The sequence below is a fragment of the Nonomuraea sp. NPDC049637 genome, from assembly GCF_040675235.1.
GTDB lineage: Bacteria > Actinomycetota > Actinomycetes > Streptosporangiales > Streptosporangiaceae > Nonomuraea.
In genome coordinates, this window is the sequence record NZ_JBFAOM010000066.1 from 1 (window position 1) to 20,335 (window position 20,335).

Here is a 20,335-nt window from a genome sequence, read left to right on the forward strand (position 1 = left end):
CCCGCGCGGGCGGGGTCACGGGCGGGGTCACGGGCGGGGTCACGGGCGGGGTCACGGGCGGGGTCACGGGCGGGGTCACGGGCGGGGTCACGGGCGGGGTCACAGCGGGCCGTCGGGCACCGAACGGGGCCAGACGGAGCCGTACCACCACATGATCCCGCCCATCACCACGAGCCCGGCCGCCGTGGCCAGCTTGCCCCACAGGTCGGACGGCGGCCCGGTGTACGGCAGCCGGCTGTGCCGCCGCTCCCGCCCCCAGGTGCAGTCGTTGCGCACCCGGGTGGAGTCGATCAGCGTGTCGGGATGGGTGTCGGTGACCGAGAACGCCTCGATCTCGCGGGTGGTGCCCCGGTCGATGCGGACCGTCCTGACCACCTGCTTGCGGGCCGGGATCGAGCCGGTCGCCACGCTCCTCGCGTCCACCCGCAGGTCGAACCGGGCGAGCTGGGGCGTCTGGTTGCGCAGCGTGACCCGTACGGACCCCGAACCGCACGCGAGCCGGTCGGTCGTCATCGTGAACGGATCACCCCGGTCCGGCAGTGGCCACGCCTGCGCGGACGACGGAAGCAGCAGGGCCGCGCCCACGGGAAGGGCGGCCAGGACGAGGCGTGTACCGATGCGCATGTGCTCCTCCCGAGCCCCGCAAGCGTGATCTTTGCCACAGATCGTGCCCATAAGTGCACAGAAAGTAACATGGCCGAGCCGGGGGAGCGGAAGCCCGTCACACCCATCATGATGGAGGTATGGCGGAAGCGATCTACGTCGGCGGTTTGTTGGTGGCGACGCCGCTTCTTGACGACCCCAACTTCCGGCGTAGCGTCGTGCTCATCCTGGAACACGACCACGACGGCGGCACGCTCGGCGTGGTGCTCAACCGGCCGAGCGACATCTCCGTCACACAGGTGCTGCCGGTCTGGGACCCGCTGGTGACCGGGCCGCCGGTGCTGTTCGAGGGCGGCCCCGTGCAGACCGACAGCGCCCTCGCCCTCGCGGCGGTCCCGAGCGGGGAGGAGCCGCTCGGCTGGCGCAGGCTGCACGCGGGCACCCCGGCCGTCTCCCGCCTGGGCACGGTCGACCTCGACGCGCCCCCCGAGATCCTCCAGGGCGAGATCGCGCAGATGCGGATCTTCGCCGGGTACGCCGGCTGGACCTCCGGCCAGCTGGAGAGCGAGATCGCCGAGGGCGCCTGGTACGTCGTCGACTCCGAGGCCGGCGACACCTTCCACGGCGACCCCGGCTCGCTCTGGCGGCACGTGCTGCGCCGCCAGCCGGGCGAGCTGGCCTTCGTGGCGACCTGCCCCGACGACCCCACGATGAACTAGGCCGCCGGGCGGGTGTCCCAGCCCGGCCGCAGCGACGCCTCGGCCAGCGCGACCGCCTCGGAGATGCGCGAGACGATCTCCGGCATGGTGGTCTCCCTGCGGGGGCACTCGAAGCCGATGCGCATGGTGGACATCGCGAACGCCACGATCAGGTACGTCAGCTGATCGTCCTCGGGGGCGACGCCCCTGCGGGCGGCGACGGCCTCGGCCAGCCGCATCTCCGTGACGGCGCCCCGGGCCACCGACTGTCCCACCAGATGTGGATATTTATCGAATAGTTGCCGCAGCTTCAGGAACCTCTCGGTGTCCTCCGGCGTTGACCCCTGCATGTCGTCCACCATGGCCCGCAGGCCGTGCATGAGCGACGTGAACGGGGGCTCGTCCGCGGGACGAGCGGCGAACTCCTCCAGCAGGATCTCCTCGCCGTGGTCGTGGAACCACAGCACGAGATGGTCCTTGCTGGTGAAGTAGCGGAAGAAGGTGCGGGGAGAGACTTCGACGACCCCCGCTATCTGCTCGATCGTGGTGGACTCGTATCCTTGTTCGAGGAACAGGTCGAGCGCCGCGTCGAGGAGCGCGAGGCGCGTCTTCTCCTTCTTGCGTTCCCGTAGACCCACAGCGGACACCCCTTCGCCACCTTTCTGTCACAGTGTGCCAGAAGTCATGCAGCGTCTTTTTAAAATCGTTTGTCATAAGTCATCGCCTGACATACCCTACCTGAGGCTTACGAGACCTATGCCGCAGTTGAGCGGTATGTGACTGAGGGGGACCTTATGGCTAACGCGAAGGCGGTCGTCGAACCGTCGTCGCCCGGCCTCGGTAAGACGGGGACAGGTGGCGGAAACCCGTGGCTGGTGCTGCTGGCGGTCAGCCTCGGCGTCATCATGGTGATGCTGGACGGCACGGTGGTGGGCATCGCCAACCCCGTCATCCAGGTGGAGTTGAAGGCGTCGCTGTCCGACCTGCAGTGGGTGACCAGCGGTTACCTGCTCGCGCTGGCGGTGTTCCTGATCACGGCGGGCAAGCTCGGCGACCTGTTCGGGCACAAGCGCGTCTTCCTGATCGGCGTGACCGGCTTCGCTCTGTCCTCGGTCGGCATCGGTCTCAGCCAGGAACTGGCCGACATCGTTCCCGGCATTTCGCCGGTCGGCGCGCTGATCGGCCTTCGGGTGCTGCAGGGCCTCTTCGGCGCGCTGCTCCAGCCGGCCGCCCTGGCCCTGCTGCGCGGCGCCTTCCCCGGTGAGAAGCTGAACCAGGCCATGGGGGCCTGGGGTGCGATCATCGGCCTGTCCAGCGCCGCCGGCCCGATCGTGGGCGGCGTGCTGGTGGAGAAGGTGAGCTGGGAGTCGGTCTTCTTCATCAACGCCCCGGTGGGCATCGTCGCGCTGATCATGGGCATCTTCCTGATCAAGGAGAACCGCGTCCAGACGTTCGCCAGGATCGACTGGCTCGGCGTGCTGCTGCTGTCCGGCGCGATGTTCTCGCTGGTCTGGACGATCATCAAGGCCCCCGAGTGGGGCTGGGGCGACTCGACGACGCTGACCTTCATCGGCGCCTTCGTGGTGCTCATCGCCGGGTTCATCTTCTGGCAGAGCAGGGCCAAGCAGCCGCTCGTGCCGCTGTCGCTGTTCAAGAACGCCTCGATCTCGATCGGCACCCTGCTGATGATGATGGTCGCGTTCGCCATGTTCGGCGCGATGTTCTTCCTGGGCTTCTTCTTCCAGGGCGTGCACGGCCTGACCCCGCTGGAGGCCGGTCTGCGCATGTTGCCGATGAGCGCGGGCATGATCGTGGCCTCGCCGCTGGCCGGCATGGCGATCGGCAAGCTCGGGCCGAAGATCACGATGGCCGCCGGTCTGCTGATCACCGCGTGCTCGATGTTCCTCATGTCGCGTCTCAGCATCGACGCCTCGTTCATCGAGAGCGGCCTGCCGTTCGTGCTGCTGGCCTTCGGTCTCTCGCCGGTGTTCGTCGGCGCGACCGAGATCATCGTGGGCAACGCGCCGGTCGAGCTGAGCGGCGTCGCGGGTGGCGTGCAGCAGTCGGCCATGCAGGTCGGCGGCGCGCTCGGCACCGCGATCCTGGGCGCCGTGATGGCCGGCGAGATCGCCGACACCCTGCCCGGCTACCTCGGCCCGGCGGCGCAGGCGATCCCGCCCGCGCAGCTCCCGCTGCTGGAGAAGGCCGCCGCGTTCGGCGCGGCGCCTCCCGGGCTGCCGCAGGTGGTCACCGACGCCGTGCACCACTCGTTCATGGACGGCATGCACCTCGCCTTCCTGGTCAGCACCGGTGTCGCGGTGCTGACGGCCCTGCTGACGCTGTTCGTCAAGGCCGGGCGGAAGAGCGAGGGCGCGCCGGTCCACATGGGCTGACCGCGTCCCGCCGGAACGGCCCCCGCCCAAGCGTGGCGGGGGCCGTTCCGCTGTCCGGGCCCGCGTGTGCGGGGGTGACGAATTGTCCGGGCCCGGTCATGCGGGGGTGACGGTCAGGACGACGCGGCCCGAGGTCTTGGTGGTGACCGTCAGGATGCGCCGCGCGGCGTTCCAGGCGGCGGTGCCGCCGTCCACCCGGGCGCCGTTCGGGAAGCCGCGTTCGGGCAGGTAGATCTCGGTGGGGCCGGTCTCGTTGGCGTCGAAGGTCACCTGGAGGCGGTTCTCGCCGTACGTGACGCTGACCGGGACGCCGCCGATCGCCCTCGGGTACGCCCGGACGTACGCGCCCGGCAACGCGGTGGCCTTGCCCTTCACGTCGTACGGCCCCCACGCGTCGGCGTCCCGCGACCAGTAGGCCATGCCGGTGCCCACCTCGTCGCTCACCCCCTGGACCTTCCGCACCAGGTCGGACGCGCCGGGCCGGGTCATGTCCAGCCCGAACTCGCCCAGCAGGACGGGCGCCTTCATACGCTCGGCCGTCCGTGCGACGTTGTCGCGCCACCAGCCCAGCGTGCGGTCGGTCCACTCCTTGGAGCCCGCGGCGTAGTCGTCCCCGAGGTCCAGCGGCAGCGGGTAGACGTGCGGGGCGAAGGCGATGCGCGGCGGCCCGCCGCGCGGGTCGTCGAAGCGCGGCAGCGACGACGGCAGCCCCCAGTTGACGCCCACGGCCTGCGGCTCCAGGAAGATCCAGCTGTCCTGGTCGACCGCCCTGATCCGGTCGATGCTCTTGCGGTAGAGGGTGGCCAGGGGGCCGGTCTCGAACGCCGCGCCCTGGACCGAGCCGCCCCACGGCTCGTTCATCAGGTCGTACCCGAGGACGCCCGGCACGTCCTTGAAGCGGGCCGCGACCGCCGCCCACGCCCTGGCGTAGTGGTCCATCAGCTCGGGGTGCTCGCCGGTGGTGTTCCAGAAGTGGTCGAAGGCCCGGATGACGCCGGGCTCCAGGTAGTACATCTCCCAGGTGAAGTGGTCGGTGGCCACCGGCAGGCCGTCGGTGTGGGTGGCCCAGCCGGGCGCGCCGTTGCCGGCGACGCCGGTGGGGGTGATGCCGTTGCCCCACAGGTCCTGGTGCATGTCGAGCATGACCTGGTAGCCGCGGTCGGAGTACCACCGCACCCGCTCACCCACCTTGTCCAGATATTTCGTGTCATAGGTGCCGGGGGAGGGCTCCACGGCCCGCCACTGGATGAGGAACCGCACGAAATTCGTGCCCATGTCCCGGTACTCGCGGTCGATGTCGTCCGGGGTCAGCTCGGGCAGGGCGTCGGGGGCGCCCTTGGCGCTGCCCGCCGTGTTGAAGCCGTGCAGGATCAGCGCCCGTCCCCGGTCGTCGGTGACATAGCGGGGCGTGGAGGGGGGAGCGTCCCTGGTCGCGGCGGCGACGGCGCCTCCGGCCAGCAGGACGAGCACGGCTGCCGTCGCGAGCAACCTGGCACGCTTCATCTGATCTCCGCGGATGCCGGGAAATGGGGTCTTCCATCAGAATCATGGACGCGGCTAGCCTGCCGAACATGAGCCTTGTTCGCAATAGCCTGCCGGCGATCGTCGCCTTCTTGATCGTCCTGGGGTTCGGTCTGTTCGGCTCGACCCTGGTCACGCGGGTCGGCTACCTGGCCGTGCCGTCCGCGGTCGGGGCCCCGTACGCGCTGCCGGGCCTGCGCGTCGTCCCCCTCGGCGAGACGACGTGGCTGCTCACGCTCGCCGACACGGTCCTGGCGCTCGCCCTGGTCGGCGCGGTCGCGGCCACGCGCGGCGGCTTCTGGCGCACCTGGGGCAGGTTCCTCGTCGCCGCGGTCGCGGTGAACCTGCTGCGCGCGGCGCTGCTCGCCACGGTCGCGCAGGCCGGGATCGGCGCCTATCTGGGCTATCTCGGCGGCGGCCTGGCCGTGGGGCTGATCTGGGGAATCGTGCTCGGCTGGCTTCCCGGGCTCGCCGCGCTGCCACGCCGGCGCGGAACGCGGGACCGCTCGCCGGCGGGCATAAACTCGATGGGGTGAGCACGAAGATCCTCCCAGAGCAGGAGACCACGCCGCGCACCTCGCACGGTGACGGCGACCACGAGCGCTTCGCCCACTACGCGGACAAGCACAAGATCACCGAGAGCATGGTGACGGGCACACCCATCCGCGCCCTGTGCGGCAAGATCTGGGTGCCCAGCCGGGACCCGAAGAAATACCCGGTCTGCCCGGAGTGCAAGGAGATCTACGAAGGTCTCCCGTCGGGCGGCGACGGGGGCGACGACAAGAAGCAGTGAGTGTTGCTGAAGCCCAATCCCCTCGGGTAAGGCTACGGTCGGTAATCTGACCAGCCCATAGCGTCACAGGGGGATTGCATGGCCCGGCGCGCGACCGCCGTCTCGTTGGCATGCCTGCTGGCGGCCGGGCTCGTCCCGCCGCCCCCGCTCGACGCCACGCCGACGTCGCGCTGCCCGTCGTCGGCCGCGCGCCTGACCGAGCATCTGACCGGGCGCCCGGCCCTGGGCCTGACCGCGCGCCCGGCTCCTGGTCCGACACCTCGCCTGTCCCCGGGCGAGCCGAGGGCGACCGGCCCGCGCTCGCCGCTCCCCGAGGACGTCGCCAAGGTCATGGCCGAGCTGAAGGTCCGGCTGCGCGGGGTGACCGTGCCCGCGCGCATCACCGTGCCGACCCGGGTGGTCGTCCTCACCGACGGCCGCCGCAAGGTCTCCGAGCAGGCGGTCAAGGCCCAGATCGACGTGCTCAACGCCGCCTACGCCGGCCGCAACGGAGGCGTCGACACCGGCGTGCGCTTCAGGCTGGAGTCCGTGTCCGTCAAGGAGAACGCCGGCTGGTTCACCGACCCCGTCGGCGCCGAGAAGGACATGAAGACCCGCCTGCACCAGGGCGGCGCCCAGACGCTCAACCTCTACATCGCCCAGCTCAGCGAGCTCATGCTGGGCTTCGCCAGCTACCCCTACTGGTACGCCGGCGCCCCCGCCCTCGACGGCGTCGTGATCGACTGGCGCAGCCTGCCCGGCGGCCCGATGACCAACTACGACAAGGGCTACACCGGCGTCCACGAGATCGGCCACTGGCTCGGCCTGTTCCACACCTTCGAGAACGGCTGCGACGAACCCGGCGACGGCATCGCCGACACCGCCCCCGAGGCCCGCGCGACCGAAGGCTGCCCCGAGGGCAAGGACACCTGCCCCCACGCCGGTTCGGACCCGATGCGCAACTACATGGACTACACCCACGACCGCTGCATGTCGGAGTTCACCCGGGGCCAGGCCGACCGCATGCACGAGATGTGGACGGCCTACCGACGCAGCGCAGATGCGTAGTTTGAGGCCAATTACGATGTGCAGGTGACAGCACCGAAGGCAATTGACGCTCCCGACACCTCACCTCCGATCCTCGGCCCCCAGTACCGCACCGCCACCTTGGGGATCCTTCTGGTGGTCACCCTGATCGCCTTCGAGGGCATGTCGGTCGGCGTCGTCATGCCGGCGGTCTCGCAGGACCTCGACGCGCTCAACCTCTACGGCATCAGCTTCTCGGCCTTCCTCATCGCCAGCCTGTTCGCCAACGTGGTCGCCGGGCTCTGGTCGGACCGGCGCGGCTACCCGCTGCCGTTCCTCGTCGGGGTGGTGCTGTTCGTCGCCGGGATGGCGCTGGCCGGCGCGGCCGGCGCCAAGGAGCTGTTCCTGGTGGCGCGGGCCGTCCAGGGGCTGGGGGCCGGTTGCTCGATCGTGGCGCTGTACGTGATGATCGCGCGGGTCTACCCGGCGGTCGTGCGGCCCAAGGTCTTCGCGGCGCTGTCGGCCGCCTGGGTCGTGCCCTCGATGGTCGGGCCGGCCGTGGCGGGGGCCGTCGCGAAGGAGTGGGGCTGGCGTTTCGTCTTCTACGGGATCATCCCGCTGGTGGTGCCCGCGCTGGTGATGCTCGTCCCCGCGCTCCGGATGGCCTCGCCGGGGGAGGCCGACGAGAGCCCGCGCGGGCCGCGTTCGCAGCCGCTGGCGATGACGCTGGCCGCCACCTCCGCCGCGGGCGGCGCGGGCGTGCTGCTGTGGGGCGTGGACGAGCTGCACAAGCAGCCGGTGATCGGCACGGCCGCCACGCTCGGCGGGCTGTGCTTCCTCGTCTACGGCCTCTACCGGCTGCTGCCGCCGGGCGCGCTGCGGTTCGGCCGCGGGCTGCCCACGACTGTGCTGCTGCGCGGGTTCTTCTCGGCCGCCTTCTTCGGGGTGAACTCCTTCATCCCGCTGGTGCTCACGTCGGTCAAGCTCTTCGACGCCAGGGCCGCCGGGATCGCGCTGACCACGGGCGCGCTCGGCTGGTCGGCGGGCTCGTTCCTGCAGAGCAGGCGGACCGCCGAGCCGCACCGGCGGATCAGGCTCGGGGCGGTGTGCGTCACGGCCGGGATCGTGATCGCGCTGTTCGCGGCGCTGCCCGCGGTGAGCGGCTGGATCGCGGTGCCGGCCTGGATCGCGGCCGGGTTCGGCATGGGCCTCGGCATGACCACGGTCAGCGTCACCGCGCTCAGGCAGTCGCCGGTCAGCGAGCAGGGCGCCAACTCCGCCGCGCTGTCGGTCACCGACATGCTGGGCTCGGCCCTGACCGTCGGCCTGGGCGGCGCGGTGATCAACTTCATCGGGCACGGCTCCGGGCAGATCGCCACCGGGTTCGTGGTGATCTCGGTCCTCATGGCGCTCATCGGGCTGGCCGCCACGTTCCTGGCCGCCCGCACCCGCTGATCGTGTGATTCTGCCCCTCCCGCCACAACGATCACGGATCGCCAGATCTTCGTCCCGAGGAGTGATAGGACAACGGGACGAGGAGGTGTCATGGAGGATGATCACCGGGTCTGGCCCCCCGCTTCCGGGCCCCGGCACCGCCGCACTCCTCCCCAGGACGCGGACTTCCCGGACGACCCCGACAGCGACGACGACCTCGACGACGGCAGCGCCGACGACGAGGAGGCCCCCTGGCCGCCGCGCCGGGGGCGCGACCCGTACGAGCGGCCGGCGTGGAACCCGCGGATCCGCAGGACCGTCCCGCCCGTCCCGCCGGCCGCCGACCCGCTGCCGCCCTCGGCCCGCCGCCACGCCACCCCCTCCGAGCCGCTGCCGCCCTCGGCCCGCCTCTACGGCACCCCCGCCGACCCCGGGCCGCTGGAGCAGGCGCCGCGGCGCGGACGGCGTCCGGCGGGCGTCCTGGTCGCCCTGGTGGCGGCGGCGGGGCTGGTCGCCGGGGTGAGCGCGGTGGCGTCCCGGCTCGGCGCGCCGCCGCCGGCGCCCGACCGGCTGAGCGACGCCGTGGCCGGCGTGACGCTGCGGCTGCCGCCCGGCTGGAGCGCCGGGACGGTCCCGCCCGTCACCGGCTTCACCTCGGTCGCCAGGGACGGCAACGGCGCGCTGGTCATGGCCAGGCGGGTCGCCGAGCCCGTGCCGAACGCCAGGAAGGCCGCGGGGGAGGCCGCCGAGCTGTACTCCAGGCTGCTGCTCAAGGGCGACAAGGTCACGGTCGTCGACGACCGCGACATCCCCCAGGGACACACCCGTGCCCTGCGCGCCGAGTACCAGGACGTCGTGAACCGGCCCGCGTTCCTGCGCGTGATGCTTCTCACTCGCGCGGGCCGCGCCGTGCTGCTCGTCGGCCTGCTCCAGCCCGAGGCGGCCACCGGCAGACAGGCGCTCGACGCGGTGATGACGAGCTTCAGATAAGCCACATAGCACGTAGGGAAGACCTTGGCCAGAATCCTCGGTGCACGGCACGTCTTGTCGGTGAGCCCGATTACTCTTGGGTCACTGTGAGAGAGCGAAGCACACGAACCCCAGAGGTGATGCGGTGAGCACCTTCGCCGCGTCCCACCTTTCGCCTTCCTATCCAGACCGCGCCGCGTGGGGCACCGCGCCCAAACTGCGCGCCTGGCAGCAGCAGGCGTTCGACCTGTACTTCAGGCGCGAGCCGCGTGACTTCCTCACCGTGGCCACCCCCGGCGCGGGCAAGACGACCTACGCCCTGCGCATCGCCAGCGAGCTGCTGGCCAACGGGGTGATCAGGGCCGTCACCATCGTCACGCCCACCGAGCACCTCAAGCGCCAGTGGGCCGACGCCGCCGCCCGGGTCGGCATCGGCATCGACCCGGAGTTCAAGAACAGCCAGGGCACCACCTCGCGCGACTACACCGGGGTGGCGGTGACCTACGCGCAGGTCGCGATGCACCCCGCGCTCCACCGCGCGCGCACCGAGGCCCGCAAGACGCTGGTCATCTTCGACGAGATCCACCACGCGGGCGACGCCAAGTCGTGGGGCGACGGCGTGCGCGAGGCGTTCGAGCCCGCCACCCGCCGGCTCCAGCTCACCGGCACGCCGTTCAGGTCCGACGACAACCCGATCCCGTTCGTCGGCTACGAGGAGGACGCCGAGGGCGTCAAGCGCAGCGTCTCCGACTTCTCCTACGGCTACGGCCCCGCGCTCGACGACGGCGTCGTCCGTCCGGTGATCTTCCTGGCCTACTCGGGCGAGATGAAGTGGCGCACCCGCGCGGGCGACGAGATCGCCGCGACGCTCGGCACCCCGCTCACCAAGGATCAGCTGTCCCAGGCGTGGCGGGCCGCGCTCGACCCCAAGGGCGACTGGATCCGCCAGGTCATGCAGGCCGCCGACCGCCGCCTGACCGAGGTCCGCCGGGGCGTGCCCGACGCGGGCGGCCTGGTGATCGCCACCGACCACGAGACCGCCCGCGCCTACGCCCGCCACCTGCGCAACATCACCGGCGAGGGCGCGACGGTGGTCCTGTCCGACGACCCGGGGGCGTCCAAGAAGATCAAGCAGTTCGCCGCCTCCCACGACCGGTGGCTGGTGGCCGTCCGCATGGTCTCCGAGGGGGTCGACATCCCGCGCCTGTGCGTGGGCGTCTACGCCACCTCGACTTCCACCCCGCTCTTCTTCGCCCAGGCCGTGGGCCGGTTCGTGCGCGCCCGCAAGCGCGGCGAGACCGCCTCGGTCTTCCTCCCCTCGGTGCCCACCCTCATGGGGCTGGCCAACGAGATGGAGGTCGAGCGCGACCACGTGCTCAACAAGAAGCCTCCGGAGGACGGCCTCGACGACAGCCTGCTGGAGCAGGCCAACCGGCAGAAGGACAACCCCGACGTCCTGGGCGACGAGCTGCCGTTCGAGACGATGGAGACCTCGGCCACCTTCGACCGCGTGCTCTTCGACGGCGGCGAGTTCGGCACCGGCGCGGAGATCGGCTCGGCCGAGGAGGAGGACTTCCTCGGCCTGCCCGGCCTCCTGGAGCCCGACCAGGTGGCCACCCTGCTCCGCAAGCGCCAGTCCGACCAGCAGGCCGCCAGGCGCAAGCAGGGCCCGGCCGAGCAGCCCAAGGAGACGCTCGCCCCGCACGAGCAGATCGCCGAGCTCAGGCGCGAGCTCAACGGCCTGGTCGGCGCCTGGAACCACCGCACGGGCCAGCCCCACGGCGTCATCCACGCCGAGCTGCGCCGCACGTGCGGCGGCCCGCCGATCGCGCAGGCCACGGCCGAGCAGATCCAGGAGCGCATCGACGCCATCCGCCGCTGGGCCACCCAGCGGCGCTAGCCGTGCCCCCTTCGCCGGTTCCCCGCGAACCGGCGAAGGGGCCCGGCGCGGGTCAGGCAGGGGACCCTGCACATTTGGACACAGAGCAGTGACCTTCCGTTAGAAGGCCGGCCAGAACGGCAACAACCCTCTTGGCCGTCTTGGGACACAAGAAGGATCTCGCCCATGTCGTCTGAGGCCCCCGGCAGGCCGACCCTCACCGTCGCTTCCGGCCTCTCCCGAAACGCCGTCATCATCCGGCTCGAAGGCGAGCTCGACGTCCACGCGATCCCGATCCTGCGCGAGCACCTGCGGCGCGTGTGGGAGCTTCCGGCCGAGCCGTTCCTGATCCTCGACCTCGGCGCGGTCGCCTTCTGCGACTCGATGGGCATGAACGAGCTCGTCGAGGTCATGCAGCGGTGCGAGTCGAGGGGCACCAGGCTGCTGCTCGCGGGGGTGCACGGGGTGATGGCGCGGGTGTTGTCGATCACGGGGCTGCGGCACGCGTTCGAGGTGTTCGCCCGGTTCGACGAGGCCCTGCGGCTGGCCGTGGCGACCCTCTAGGGCGCTCTAGAGGCCGGCGGGGGCCGGGATCCTCCTGCCGGAGCGGCCGTCCACCGGGATGTAGCGCTCCTTGCCCGGCAGCGGGACGGTCAGCGCGGCCCGGCCGTCCTTGACGCGGACGGGGAGGGTGCGCACGCCCTGATGGTCGCCGCTCAGCGGCCCCTCGTGCACCCACACCAGCAGCCGGCGGCCCTCGGGACGGGCGATCACCTTGGCCGTCGCGCACTCGCGCGGCGCCGCCGACCACGACAGCACGAGCTGCCGGCCCACCCTGGCCCACTGGGGGATCGGGGTGCGCTCGTCGCAGGCGGGCAGCGCGGGCACCGGCGGCATGTCGTGGGCCACGACGGCGGGGCCGCGGCCGGAGGGCACGTCGCCCATCGCGACCGTCGCGACCTCCAGCAACGCCAGCGTCACGACCGCCCCCACCCGCGCCCCCGGACGGCCCTTGACGAGCACCCAGAGGGCGAGAGGGGCGAGCAGCAGCCAGGCCACGCCCAGGGAGATGGCAAGCATGAGGAACCTCGCACAGGATGAAGAGATATGACTCTACGTACTACTTCGACTGCGGAGAGGTTAGGTCATCCTTGAATATCACATGACCGCAGGGTTGCGCACTGTGTACCGTCCGTGATCAGGTCCGGTCGCGTGCATCCCCAGGTCGTCCCGGGCGGGGCCGGTCAGCCCGCCTTGGGCGTGCCCTCCAGCGTGACGCCCGCAGCCTCCATCTGGGCCATGGCCGACTGCGTGGTCGCCGGGGAGACGCCCGCGGTGAGGTCGAGCAGCACCCGCACGGCCAGGCCGTTGGCCGCCGCGTCGAGCGCCGTCGCGCGCACGCAGTGGTCGGTGGCGATGCCCACCACGTCGACCTCGGTCACCCCGCGCTCGCGCAGCCAGTCGGCCAGCGGCGCGCCGTCGCCCGAGGCGCCCTCGAAGCCGCTGTAGGCCGCCGCGTGGGCGCCCTTGCTGAAGACCTCCTCCACCTCCGACACGTCGAAGGAGGGGTGGAAGTCGGCGCCGGGGGTGCCGGCCACGCAGTGGGCGGGCCAGGACGTGACGTAGTCGGGGGTGTCCGAGAAGTGGGTGCCGGGGTCGACGTGGTGGTCACGGGTGGCCACGACGTGGTCGTAGCCGTGCTCGCCGAGATGGCGGGTGATCGCGGCGGCCACCTCCGAGCCGCCTGCCACGGCCAGGCTGCCACCCTCGCAGAAGTCGTTCTGCACGTCGACGATGATCAACGCGGTGCCCATAAGAGCACGATACGTCAGACGAACTCCGTGGGGATCGCCGCGTACCCCCTCCCGAGGTGCAGCGCCTCCTGGGGGAGCAGCGCGACGGCCGCGGCGTGGCGGTCACGGGCGGCCGACAGGGGCTCCCGGCCGACGACCTCGCCGTCGCGCACCAGCTCGTGCAGCAGGGGGATGCCGCCGTCGGGGACGACGCCGCCGGTCGTGATCAGCTCGGTCTCGACGTGCCCGGCGTCGTCCAGCAGCCGGTACGCCTCCTTGCGCCCCCCGCGCGACGGCTTGCCCACCGACCGCTTGGCCACGGCCTCCAGGCGGCCCGCCCCGGTCTCCCGCGCCACCAGCTTGTACACCAGGGCCGCCGTGGGGACGCCGGACCCGGTCACCAGGGAGGTGCCCACGCCGTAGCCGTCCACCGGGGCGGCGGCGAGCGCGGCGATGGCGTACTCGTCGAGGTCGGAGGTGACCACGATGCGGGTGTCGAAGGCGCCGAGCGAGTCGAGCAGCTCGCGCACCTCCTGCGCGGCGGCGGCCAGGTCGCCGGAGTCGATGCGGACCGCGCCCAGCTTGTTGCCGGCCAGCTCGACCGCCGTGCGCACCGCCTGCGCCACGTCGTAGGTGTCCACCAGCAGGGTCGTGCCCACGCCGAGGGAGGCGATCTGGGCCTCGAACGCGTCCCGCTCGGAGTCGTGCAGCAGGGTGAAGGCGTGCGCGGCCGTGCCCGCCGTGGGGACGCCGTACACGTGGCCGGCCATGAGGTTGGAGGTGGAGGCGAACCCGGCGATGTAGGCGGCGCGGGCGGCGGCGACGGCGGCGTACTCGTGCGTGCGGCGCGAGCCCATCTCGATGAGCGGGCGGTTGCCGGCGGCGTTGGTCATGCGGGAGGCGGCCGAGGCGATGGCGCAGTCGTGGTTGAGTATCGACAGCGTCAGCGTCTCCAGCAGCACGGCCTCGGCGAAGGTGCCCTCGACGATCATGATCGGGGAGGCGGGGAAGTACAGGTCGCCCTCGCGGTAGCCGTAGACGTTCCCGGAAAACCGGTAATCGGCGAGAAACGCCAGAGTCGATTCGTCGACCACCTCCTGCTCGCGGAGAAAGGTGAGTTCTTCGTCACCGAAACGGAAGCGTTCGAGCTCGTCCAGGACGCGTCCGGTGCCGGCCACGACCCCGTACCGGCGGCCGCCCGGCAGGTGCCTGGCGAACACCTCGAAGACCGCCCGCCGGTGCGCCGCGCCGCTGCGCAGCGCCGCCTGGAGCATCGTCAGCTCATAGTGATCTGTGAGCAACGCAGTGCTCATGGTCATTCTCACGACTCGAAGACTACGACCCAGATAGGGCAGACTCGGGGATGTGGGTAGCACCGCTCCAATCACCGTCGAGCGTCCGTCATCGGACGTCCGGCCCGATCTGCCATGGGTGACCATCGTCTGGAACGACCCGGTCAACCTCATGTCCTACGTGACCTATGTCTTCCAAACCGTCTTCGGCTACACCAAGGAGAAGGCGGAGAGACTGATGCTGGACGTCCACCAAAAGGGCAAGGCGGTCGTGTCCAGTGGCACGCGCGAAGAGATGGAACGCGATGTGCAGATTCTTCACTCCTACGGCCTGTGGGCGACGGTCCAGCCGGATTCGGTCAAGTGAGGCGGCGGCGGTGAGTTCGGGGTTCTCGGCCGGGCGCGACGGCTCGGTCATCGCGCAGTTCGAGTCCGCGGAGGTCTCGCTGCTGCGCTCGCTCGTCTCGATGCTGCTCGGCCTGGTCGCGCCGGGGGAGACCAGCGACGATCCGCTGGAGCGGGCGCTCGGCATCGGGGCGGCCCAGGCGCCCACCGATCCGGTGCTGGCCCGGCTGTTCCCCTCGGCCTACGAGGACGAGCAGGAGGCCTCGGAGTTCCGCCGCTACACCGAGGCCACGCTGCGCGACGGCAAGCGCGCCGACGCCCAGACCGTCCTGGACACCGCCCGGCCGGGCGCCGCCGAGCTGACGCCGGAGCAGGCCCAGGCGTGGCTGCGCTCGCTCAACGACGTGCGCCTGACGCTCGGCACCAAGCTCGACGTGACCGAGGAGATCCACGACGAGATCGCCATGATGTCCGAGGACGACCCCCGCTACCCGGCCTACGTCACCTACGACTGGCTGACCTACCTCCAAGACAGCCTGGTCCGCGCCCTCTGGTAGCTTCCGGGCATGCTCACGATCTCGCAGGAACTGGTGGACAAGATCGTCGCGCACGCCCGGGCCGACCATCCCGACGAGGCGTGCGGGGTGATCGCCGGCCGCGACGGCGTGCCCGAGCGGTTCGTCCCGATGGAGAACGCCGAGCGTTCGCCCACCTTCTACCGGTTCGACTCCATGGAGCAACTGCGCGTCTGGCGGGAGATGGACGACCGCGACGAGGAGCCCGTCGTGATCTACCACTCCCACACCGCCACCGAGGCGTACCCGTCGCGCACCGACGTGTCCTACGCCTCCGAGCCGCAGGCCCACTACGTCCTGGTCTCGACCAGGGACGAGAACGAGGTCGAGTTCCGCTCCTACCGGATCCTCGACGGAGTGATCGAGGAGGAAGAGGTAAGATTCCTCCCATGATGGTCCGGCCGGTGCAGAGCTACCTCTTCGCGCACACCCCGGCCGTCGTCGTCTACGACTGTCGCTGATCTGGAATCCGTACCAAGCCATCGGTGTTGCCGCCGATGGGACGACGACCAGATAAGAGGAGAATGACCGCGATGGCCATCGAGGTTCGCATTCCCACCATCCTGCGCAACTACACCGACGGCGCCAAGGCCGTCGACGCCGAGGGCGCCACCCTCGACGAGCTGATCAGCAACCTTGAGTCGCGCCACCCCGGCATCAAGGACCGCCTGGTCGACCAGGGCAGCCTGCGCCGCTTCGTCAACGTCTACCTCAACGACGAAGACGTGCGCTTCCTCGGCGGCCTCGGCACCCCGGTGTCCGACGGCGACACCGTGACCGTGCTGCCCGCCGTCGCCGGCGGGTGACATGCGGTTCGACTCGCTGATCGACTCGGTCGGGCGCACGCCGCTCGTCGGGCTGCCCCGGCTGTCGCCCTCGCCCGAGGTGCGCGTCTGGGCCAAGCTCGAGGACCGCAACCCGACCGGGTCGATCAAGGACCGGCCCGCGCTGTGGATGATCGAGCAGGCCGAGAAGGACGGCCTGCTCACGCCCGGCTGCACGATCCTGGAGCCCACCAGCGGCAACACCGGCATCTCGCTGGCGATGTCGGCCAGGCTCAAGGGCTACCGGCTGGTCTGCGTGATGCCGGAGAACACCTCCGAGGAACGCCGTCAGCTCCTGCGCATGTGGGGCGCGGAGATCATCTCCTCGCCCGCCGCGGGCGGCTCCAACGAGGCCGTCCGGGTGGCCAAGGGCCTGGCCGCGGAGAACCCGTCCTGGGTGATGCTCTACCAGTACGGAAACCCGGCCAACTGGCGCTCCCACTACGAGACCACCGGCCCGGAGATCCTGGCCGACCTGCCCACGGTCACCCACTTCGTGGCCGGGCTCGGCACGACGGGCACGCTCATGGGCGTCGGCCGGTTCCTGCGGGAACGGGTGCCCGGCGTGCAGATCGTCGCCGCCGAGCCGCGCTACGGCGAGCTGGTCTACGGCCTGCGCAACGTCGACGAGGGCTTCATCCCCGAGCTGTACGACGAGTCGGTGCTGACCACCCGCTTCTCCGTCGGCTCGGCCGACGCGCTGCGGCGCACCCGCGAGCTGCTGGCCGCCGAGGGCATCTTCGCGGGCGTCTCGACCGGCGCCGCGCTGCACGCCGCGCTGGGCGTGGCCGCGAAGGCCGTCAAGGCGGGCGAGCGGGCCGACGTCGTCTTCGTGGTGGCCGACGGCGGCTGGAAGTACCTGTCCACGGGCGCCTACGACGGCACCCTGGAGGAGGCGGAAGAGCGCCTCGAAGGCCAGCTCTGGGCCTGAGGACATGAGGGAGGGGGGCGGCCGGAACGGCCGCCCCCCTTCTTTCGTGGTCAGTTGAACAGCACCCGCAGCGAGAAGTCCGCCTCGGTGGCGCTCTGCTTGCCGCTCAGCCCGACGGCCCGCAGGACCTGCACGTTGGCCTTCTCGTCGCCCTCCATGCTCTGCAGGTACAGGTGCTCGACCTTGTCGAGGTCCACGAAGAGCGCGAAGGTGGCCTCGCCGGCGTCGGGGATCGCGGTCTGGAACGTCTCGGAGTCGCCCAGCGTGCCCTCCTCGGCCAGCTTCTTGGCGTACTCCTCGCTCGTCGCCGCCGTGAAGACGCCGTCACCGGGCACCTTGGCGAGCTGCGGAGCGGGCTGCCCGCTGTCCGCCAGCGCCTTCTCGATCTTGCCGAGGACCGCCTGGGCCTTGGCCGGGTCGGTGACCACGCGCACGCCCGCCTTGATCTGGTCGCCGTCCAGGCCCTGGCTGTCCACCGCGACCGTGAAGTTCTTGCCGAGCACCGTGGCGAGGTCGCCGGGCAGGTCGAGGCCGAACTTGGTCTTGGCCTGGTCGAGCAGCTGCTGGACCTCGGCGCCGCCACTGGCCGCGGCCGACTTCTGGATCTGGGCCCACTGCTTGGTGATCATCTGGTCCAGGCCGGAGACCGACAGGGCCCCGGCGGTGCCGGCGGGCAGCGTGCCCAGTGCGGCGGGCTGGAGGTCGTCCGCGGTGACGCCCTTGGCGCCCCTGACCAGGCCGGCCAGCTCGACGTAGGCGCTGTCGAAGCGCAGCGCGCCGGCGAACCGGGCGTCCTTGATGGGCTCGATGCTCGCGGCCTGCTCGGCGGGGATGGGGGTGAGCTTGGCCAGCGCGCCCATGTCCGCCCAGAACGACAACACGCCCTGCTCGCCGACGTCGCCCATGTCGTCGTTGAACTCGCTGTTGTCGGCGAGGGTGGCCTCGCCCTTCGCGAACTTGTCGGCCAGCGCCTGGGTCGAGGACAGCAGCGCGTAGTCGTCGCGGAAGGCGATGCCGTACTTGTCGCCGTCCATGAGCTTGGCGATGCCCGCCTTGGCCTGCGCCTGGTCCTTGACCTGCACGGCGACCGCGAAGTCGGGCTCGGACCGGCCGGAGGGCACAGCGGCGAAACCGACCCTGCTGCCCAGCCACGGGTCCACGTCCTTGGCGAAGTCGACCTTCTTCTCGCCGGTTTCGTTGACCAGGTTGAACAGGGCCTGGCGCGGGTCCTCGCCGGTGAAGGAGCCCTTGGTGACCGTGAACTTCCTGGCGAGCTGGAACAGCGCCAGCTTCTGGTTCGCGGCCGGGTCGAGGTCGAGGCGGGCGTAGGCGATCGCGTTGGCGGGCAGGACCTCGTTCGGCTGCGTGCCGCCGCCGCCGATCGCGCCCACGGCCCACACCGCGCCGCCGCCGAGCAGCACCACCGCGAGCGCCGCCGCGCCGGCGATCAGCCAGCCCTTGCGGCTGCCCTTCTTCGCCGGTTGGGGCGGGCCGAATCCCTCGGGGCCCTGCTGCTGCCAACCTTGCTGCGCGTACTGGTCCTGCTGCTGCCAGCCCTGCTGGTGCTGCTGGGCGTAAGGGTCCTGCGGCGGCCAGGTCTGCTGCTGCTGTGGTTGCTGTTGCTGTTGCCAGCCCTGCTGGGCCTGGCCGCCGTACGGGGCGCCGTAGGCGGGTTGCTGGCCGTAGGCGGATTGAGGGCTGTAAGCCGGCTGCCCGTACGAAGCCCCCTGCCCCGGCTGGGGGGCCTGCTGACCATAGGGCTGCTGGTACGGCTGCTGCGGCTGGTACGGCTGCTCCTGCGGCTGGTCCCAGCCTCCTCGGTACGCCGTGGTGCGCTCAGGATCCTGGCCAGGTGGGGGATTATTCGCAGACATCACTCAACTCACAATGTGGACTTTTGACCACAGAGAAGGTAGCTGATGTTGCTAGATGGCCGCTTGCAATGTGCTGAAGTCGGGATTAGGCCCGGTTCAGCTCTTTTTTCAGCACATCGAGGTGGACTTCGCCGCCTGTCCAGTCCGTCACGCAGGCCCAGGGAACGAACGTGCACCCGGCGTACACCGTGCGTGCCAGCGTCTTGGACAGCCAGGGGGAGCGGCCCTGGCGGTCACGGGTGAGCCCGAGCAGGACGGGCGCCCGCCGTCCCGAGACGACCAGCCCGTAGACCGTCTGGCTCTGCTGGAGCCCGCCCCTGTGCTTGTGGGCGCGGATGTCGACGACGTGACCGACCCAGATCCCGTTGGAGTCCCACACCGACTGACCGATGAGTTCGGTGACAGTTGCCATGATCGAACTGTCCCATCCGGATGATGTTTCCGCAGGTAGGCGCGCTGATCTGGGAACGGCGTGGTGCGAACGCCGCAGCCCCGCGTAAAGTGGGGGACTACTAGAATATAGTTCCGTACGGTGAAGGCAGGGCGGGATGACCAAGTTCGACGAGGCCACACAGGCGATCAGGGTCGACGAGACCACCTATGACGTGTGCCTCGACCCCGGATACTCCATCGGCGGCCCGCTCAACGGCGGCTACCTGATGGCCGTGGTCCTGCGCGCCGCCGTGGACGCCTCGCCGTTCGAGCACCCGGTGAGCACCACCTCGCAGTTCCTCAGATCACCGGTCGCCGGCCCCGCCCAGGTCCGGGTCGAGCCGCTGAAGTCGGGCCGCACGGCCGCGTTCGCCCGGGCCACCCTCGTCCAGGACGGCGTGCCGAAGATCGAGAGCCTGATCACCACCGCCACCCTGACCGGCGCCGACCCCGTCTACACCGACGCGCCCTCGGTCGTCATGCCGTCCGTCGAGGAGTGCGTCAAGCTGCCCGACCCCAAGCCCGAGAACAACATGACCCTCAACGCCCAGATGGACATGCGCTTCGACCCGCCCACCATCGCCTGGCTGGCCGGCGAGCCGACGGGCAGGCCGGAGTCGCGGGCGTACTTCAGGATGGCCGAGCCGCAGGACGCCGACCCGTACGTGCTGGCCCTGGCCGTGGACGCGCTGCCGCCCGTGGTGTTCTCCGCCGGCGCCCGCGGCTGGGCGCCCACCGTCGAGCTCACCTGGCACCTGCGCGCCCTGCCCGCCCCCGGCTGGCTCACCCTGATCGGCAGCGGCCGGCTCATTTCGGACGGCTGGTTCGACGAGGAGGTCGAGGTCTGGGACTCCGCGGGCCGGCTCGTGGCCCAGTCGCGCCAGCTCGCCAGGGTCGGCAGGGGCTGATGTGAGCAACACGACAGTCGCGCCTTCATCAGGTGTGAGCATTCTTACGCGGTGTTGATCGAGCAG

General features: G+C 70.8%; 23 protein-coding genes. 15 read left to right on the forward strand and 8 right to left on the reverse strand.

From position 1 onward, the window contains the following. Window positions 1-99: 99 nt before the first annotated feature. Window positions 100-624 carry a hypothetical protein gene (locus AB0J71_RS45755; RefSeq protein ID WP_352326143.1) on the reverse strand — a complete coding sequence of 175 codons (525 nt, stop codon included), beginning with the start codon at window positions 622-624 and terminating at the stop codon, window positions 100-102. A 119-nt stretch (window positions 625-743) separates the two neighbouring features. Between AB0J71_RS45755 and AB0J71_RS45760 the strand changes: the two genes are divergently transcribed. Then, entirely contained in the window at window positions 744-1,322 is a 579-nt protein-coding gene (locus tag AB0J71_RS45760) for a YqgE/AlgH family protein (protein WP_352326141.1), read from the forward strand. Here the strand turns inward: AB0J71_RS45760 and AB0J71_RS45765 are convergent. Further along, window positions 1,319-1,948, reverse strand: coding sequence for a TetR family transcriptional regulator (locus AB0J71_RS45765; protein ID WP_352326140.1), 630 nt, complete (start codon window positions 1,946-1,948; stop codon window positions 1,319-1,321). The genes AB0J71_RS45760 and AB0J71_RS45765 overlap by 4 nt on opposite strands. 147 nt (window positions 1,949-2,095) lie before the next feature. Here AB0J71_RS45765 and AB0J71_RS45770 point away from each other — a divergent pair, with 147 nt between their 5' ends. After that, window positions 2,096-3,694 carry an MFS transporter gene (locus AB0J71_RS45770; RefSeq protein ID WP_352326139.1) on the forward strand — a complete coding sequence of 533 codons (1,599 nt, stop codon included), beginning with the start codon at window positions 2,096-2,098 and terminating at the stop codon, window positions 3,692-3,694. A gap of 96 nt (window positions 3,695-3,790) precedes the next feature. Here AB0J71_RS45770 and AB0J71_RS45775 read toward each other — a convergent pair whose 3' ends face one another. Continuing rightward, window positions 3,791-5,197, reverse strand: coding sequence for a cellulase family glycosylhydrolase (locus AB0J71_RS45775; RefSeq protein WP_364420481.1), 1,407 nt, complete (start codon window positions 5,195-5,197; stop codon window positions 3,791-3,793). 68 nt (window positions 5,198-5,265) lie between these two features. Between AB0J71_RS45775 and AB0J71_RS45780 the strand changes: the two genes are divergently transcribed. From AB0J71_RS45780 to AB0J71_RS45810, 7 genes are all read left to right on the forward strand, one after another. Then, window positions 5,266-5,751: a hypothetical protein gene (locus tag AB0J71_RS45780; protein WP_364420483.1), complete on the forward strand. Its 486-nt coding sequence runs from the start codon at window positions 5,266-5,268 to the stop codon at window positions 5,749-5,751. After that, a complete protein-coding gene (locus tag AB0J71_RS45785) occupies window positions 5,748-6,008 on the forward strand; it encodes a DUF3039 domain-containing protein (RefSeq protein WP_352326135.1) in 261 nt (86 codons plus the stop codon). Before AB0J71_RS45780 ends, AB0J71_RS45785 begins: the two co-directional genes overlap by 4 nt. Window positions 6,009-6,086: 78 nt before the next feature. Then, window positions 6,087-7,055 carry a M43 family zinc metalloprotease gene (locus AB0J71_RS45790; RefSeq protein ID WP_364420485.1) on the forward strand — a complete coding sequence of 323 codons (969 nt, stop codon included), beginning with the start codon at window positions 6,087-6,089 and terminating at the stop codon, window positions 7,053-7,055. A gap of 24 nt (window positions 7,056-7,079) precedes the next feature. Next, window positions 7,080-8,468, forward strand: a complete 1,389-nt coding sequence (locus tag AB0J71_RS45795; protein ID WP_352327695.1) for an MFS transporter — start codon at window positions 7,080-7,082, stop codon at window positions 8,466-8,468. 90 nt (window positions 8,469-8,558) lie between these two features. Next, window positions 8,559-9,437: a hypothetical protein gene (locus tag AB0J71_RS45800; protein ID WP_352327696.1), complete on the forward strand. Its 879-nt coding sequence runs from the start codon at window positions 8,559-8,561 to the stop codon at window positions 9,435-9,437. Between the two features lie 124 nt (window positions 9,438-9,561). Then, a complete protein-coding gene (locus tag AB0J71_RS45805) occupies window positions 9,562-11,316 on the forward strand; it encodes a DEAD/DEAH box helicase (RefSeq protein WP_352327697.1) in 1,755 nt (584 codons plus the stop codon). Window positions 11,317-11,481: 165 nt separating this feature from the next. Beyond that, window positions 11,482-11,859 carry an STAS domain-containing protein gene (locus tag AB0J71_RS45810; protein ID WP_364420487.1) on the forward strand — a complete coding sequence of 126 codons (378 nt, stop codon included), beginning with the start codon at window positions 11,482-11,484 and terminating at the stop codon, window positions 11,857-11,859. 6 nt (window positions 11,860-11,865) lie between these two features. On the opposite strand, the gene AB0J71_RS45815 is transcribed toward AB0J71_RS45810, so the two are convergent. From AB0J71_RS45815 to AB0J71_RS45825, 3 genes are all read right to left on the reverse strand, one after another. Further along, the gene (locus tag AB0J71_RS45815; RefSeq protein ID WP_352327699.1) at window positions 11,866-12,375 is read right to left on the reverse strand and encodes a hypothetical protein; all 510 of its coding nucleotides are present in this window, start codon (window positions 12,373-12,375) and stop codon (window positions 11,866-11,868) included. A gap of 164 nt (window positions 12,376-12,539) precedes the next feature. Next, complete coding sequence (locus AB0J71_RS45820) at window positions 12,540-13,109, reverse strand: nicotinamidase (RefSeq protein WP_352327700.1); 570 nt, start codon at window positions 13,107-13,109, stop codon at window positions 12,540-12,542. 14 nt (window positions 13,110-13,123) lie between these two features. Beyond that, complete coding sequence (locus tag AB0J71_RS45825; RefSeq protein ID WP_352327701.1) at window positions 13,124-14,407, reverse strand: nicotinate phosphoribosyltransferase; 1,284 nt, start codon at window positions 14,405-14,407, stop codon at window positions 13,124-13,126. 46 nt (window positions 14,408-14,453) lie between these two features. Between AB0J71_RS45825 and clpS the strand changes: the two genes are divergently transcribed. The 5 genes from clpS to AB0J71_RS45850 all read left to right on the forward strand — a co-directional run bounded on the left by clpS (window position 14,454) and on the right by AB0J71_RS45850 (window position 17,055). Continuing rightward, window positions 14,454-14,747 carry an ATP-dependent Clp protease adapter ClpS gene (gene clpS / locus AB0J71_RS45830; protein WP_352327702.1) on the forward strand — a complete coding sequence of 98 codons (294 nt, stop codon included), beginning with the start codon at window positions 14,454-14,456 and terminating at the stop codon, window positions 14,745-14,747. Between the two features lie 10 nt (window positions 14,748-14,757). Next, the gene (locus AB0J71_RS45835) at window positions 14,758-15,282 is read left to right on the forward strand and encodes a DUF2017 domain-containing protein (RefSeq protein ID WP_352327703.1); all 525 of its coding nucleotides are present in this window, start codon (window positions 14,758-14,760) and stop codon (window positions 15,280-15,282) included. A 9-nt stretch (window positions 15,283-15,291) separates the two neighbouring features. Beyond that, entirely contained in the window at window positions 15,292-15,693 is a 402-nt protein-coding gene (locus AB0J71_RS45840) for a M67 family metallopeptidase (protein ID WP_352327704.1), read from the forward strand. A 140-nt stretch (window positions 15,694-15,833) separates the two neighbouring features. Further along, entirely contained in the window at window positions 15,834-16,106 is a 273-nt protein-coding gene (locus tag AB0J71_RS45845) for a MoaD/ThiS family protein (RefSeq protein WP_352327705.1), read from the forward strand. Window position 16,107: 1 nt separating this feature from the next. After that, window positions 16,108-17,055, forward strand: coding sequence for a cysteine synthase (locus AB0J71_RS45850; RefSeq protein ID WP_352327706.1), 948 nt, complete (start codon window positions 16,108-16,110; stop codon window positions 17,053-17,055). Window positions 17,056-17,105: 50 nt separating this feature from the next. On the opposite strand, the gene AB0J71_RS45855 is transcribed toward AB0J71_RS45850, so the two are convergent. Further along, on the reverse strand, window positions 17,106-18,929 hold the full coding sequence (locus AB0J71_RS45855; RefSeq protein ID WP_352326195.1) for a DUF3352 domain-containing protein: 1,824 nt from the start codon (window positions 18,927-18,929) through the stop codon (window positions 17,106-17,108). An 85-nt stretch (window positions 18,930-19,014) separates the two neighbouring features. Beyond that, on the reverse strand, window positions 19,015-19,341 hold the full coding sequence (locus AB0J71_RS45860; protein ID WP_352326193.1) for a hypothetical protein: 327 nt from the start codon (window positions 19,339-19,341) through the stop codon (window positions 19,015-19,017). A gap of 136 nt (window positions 19,342-19,477) precedes the next feature. On the opposite strand from AB0J71_RS45860, the gene AB0J71_RS45865 reads away from it, so the two are divergent. Then, on the forward strand, window positions 19,478-20,269 hold the full coding sequence (locus AB0J71_RS45865) for a thioesterase family protein (RefSeq protein ID WP_352326191.1): 792 nt from the start codon (window positions 19,478-19,480) through the stop codon (window positions 20,267-20,269). Window positions 20,270-20,335: the final 66 nt, after the last annotated feature.

What these genes read in the sequence shown, in the direction of transcription:
- AB0J71_RS45860 (WP_352326193.1), bottom strand. Translation starts at nt 19,341, where the DNA reads ATGGCAACTGTCACCGAACTCATCGGTCAGTCGGTGTGGGACTCCAAC.
- AB0J71_RS45800 (WP_352327696.1), top strand. Translation starts at nt 8,559, where the DNA reads ATGGAGGATGATCACCGGGTCTGGCCCCCCGCTTCCGGGCCCCGGCAC.
- AB0J71_RS45790 (WP_364420485.1), top strand. Translation starts at nt 6,087, where the DNA reads ATGGCCCGGCGCGCGACCGCCGTCTCGTTGGCATGCCTGCTGGCGGCC.
- AB0J71_RS45820 (WP_352327700.1), bottom strand. Translation starts at nt 13,109, where the DNA reads ATGGGCACCGCGTTGATCATCGTCGACGTGCAGAACGACTTCTGCGAG.
- AB0J71_RS45770 (WP_352326139.1), top strand. Translation starts at nt 2,096, where the DNA reads ATGGCTAACGCGAAGGCGGTCGTCGAACCGTCGTCGCCCGGCCTCGGT.
- AB0J71_RS45855 (WP_352326195.1), bottom strand. Translation starts at nt 18,929, where the DNA reads ATGTCTGCGAATAATCCCCCACCTGGCCAGGATCCTGAGCGCACCACG.
- AB0J71_RS45815 (WP_352327699.1), bottom strand. Translation starts at nt 12,375, where the DNA reads ATGCTTGCCATCTCCCTGGGCGTGGCCTGGCTGCTGCTCGCCCCTCTC.
- AB0J71_RS45865 (WP_352326191.1), top strand. Translation starts at nt 19,478, where the DNA reads ATGACCAAGTTCGACGAGGCCACACAGGCGATCAGGGTCGACGAGACC.
- AB0J71_RS45850 (WP_352327706.1), top strand. Translation starts at nt 16,108, where the DNA reads ATGCGGTTCGACTCGCTGATCGACTCGGTCGGGCGCACGCCGCTCGTC.
- AB0J71_RS45825 (WP_352327701.1), bottom strand. Translation starts at nt 14,407, where the DNA reads ATGACCATGAGCACTGCGTTGCTCACAGATCACTATGAGCTGACGATG.
- AB0J71_RS45840 (WP_352327704.1), top strand. Translation starts at nt 15,292, where the DNA reads ATGCTCACGATCTCGCAGGAACTGGTGGACAAGATCGTCGCGCACGCC.
- AB0J71_RS45775 (WP_364420481.1), bottom strand. Translation starts at nt 5,197, where the DNA reads ATGAAGCGTGCCAGGTTGCTCGCGACGGCAGCCGTGCTCGTCCTGCTG.
- AB0J71_RS45760 (WP_352326141.1), top strand. Translation starts at nt 744, where the DNA reads ATGGCGGAAGCGATCTACGTCGGCGGTTTGTTGGTGGCGACGCCGCTT.
- AB0J71_RS45810 (WP_364420487.1), top strand. Translation starts at nt 11,482, where the DNA reads ATGTCGTCTGAGGCCCCCGGCAGGCCGACCCTCACCGTCGCTTCCGGC.
- AB0J71_RS45755 (WP_352326143.1), bottom strand. Translation starts at nt 624, where the DNA reads ATGCGCATCGGTACACGCCTCGTCCTGGCCGCCCTTCCCGTGGGCGCG.
- AB0J71_RS45845 (WP_352327705.1), top strand. Translation starts at nt 15,834, where the DNA reads ATGGCCATCGAGGTTCGCATTCCCACCATCCTGCGCAACTACACCGAC.
- AB0J71_RS45780 (WP_364420483.1), top strand. Translation starts at nt 5,266, where the DNA reads ATGAGCCTTGTTCGCAATAGCCTGCCGGCGATCGTCGCCTTCTTGATC.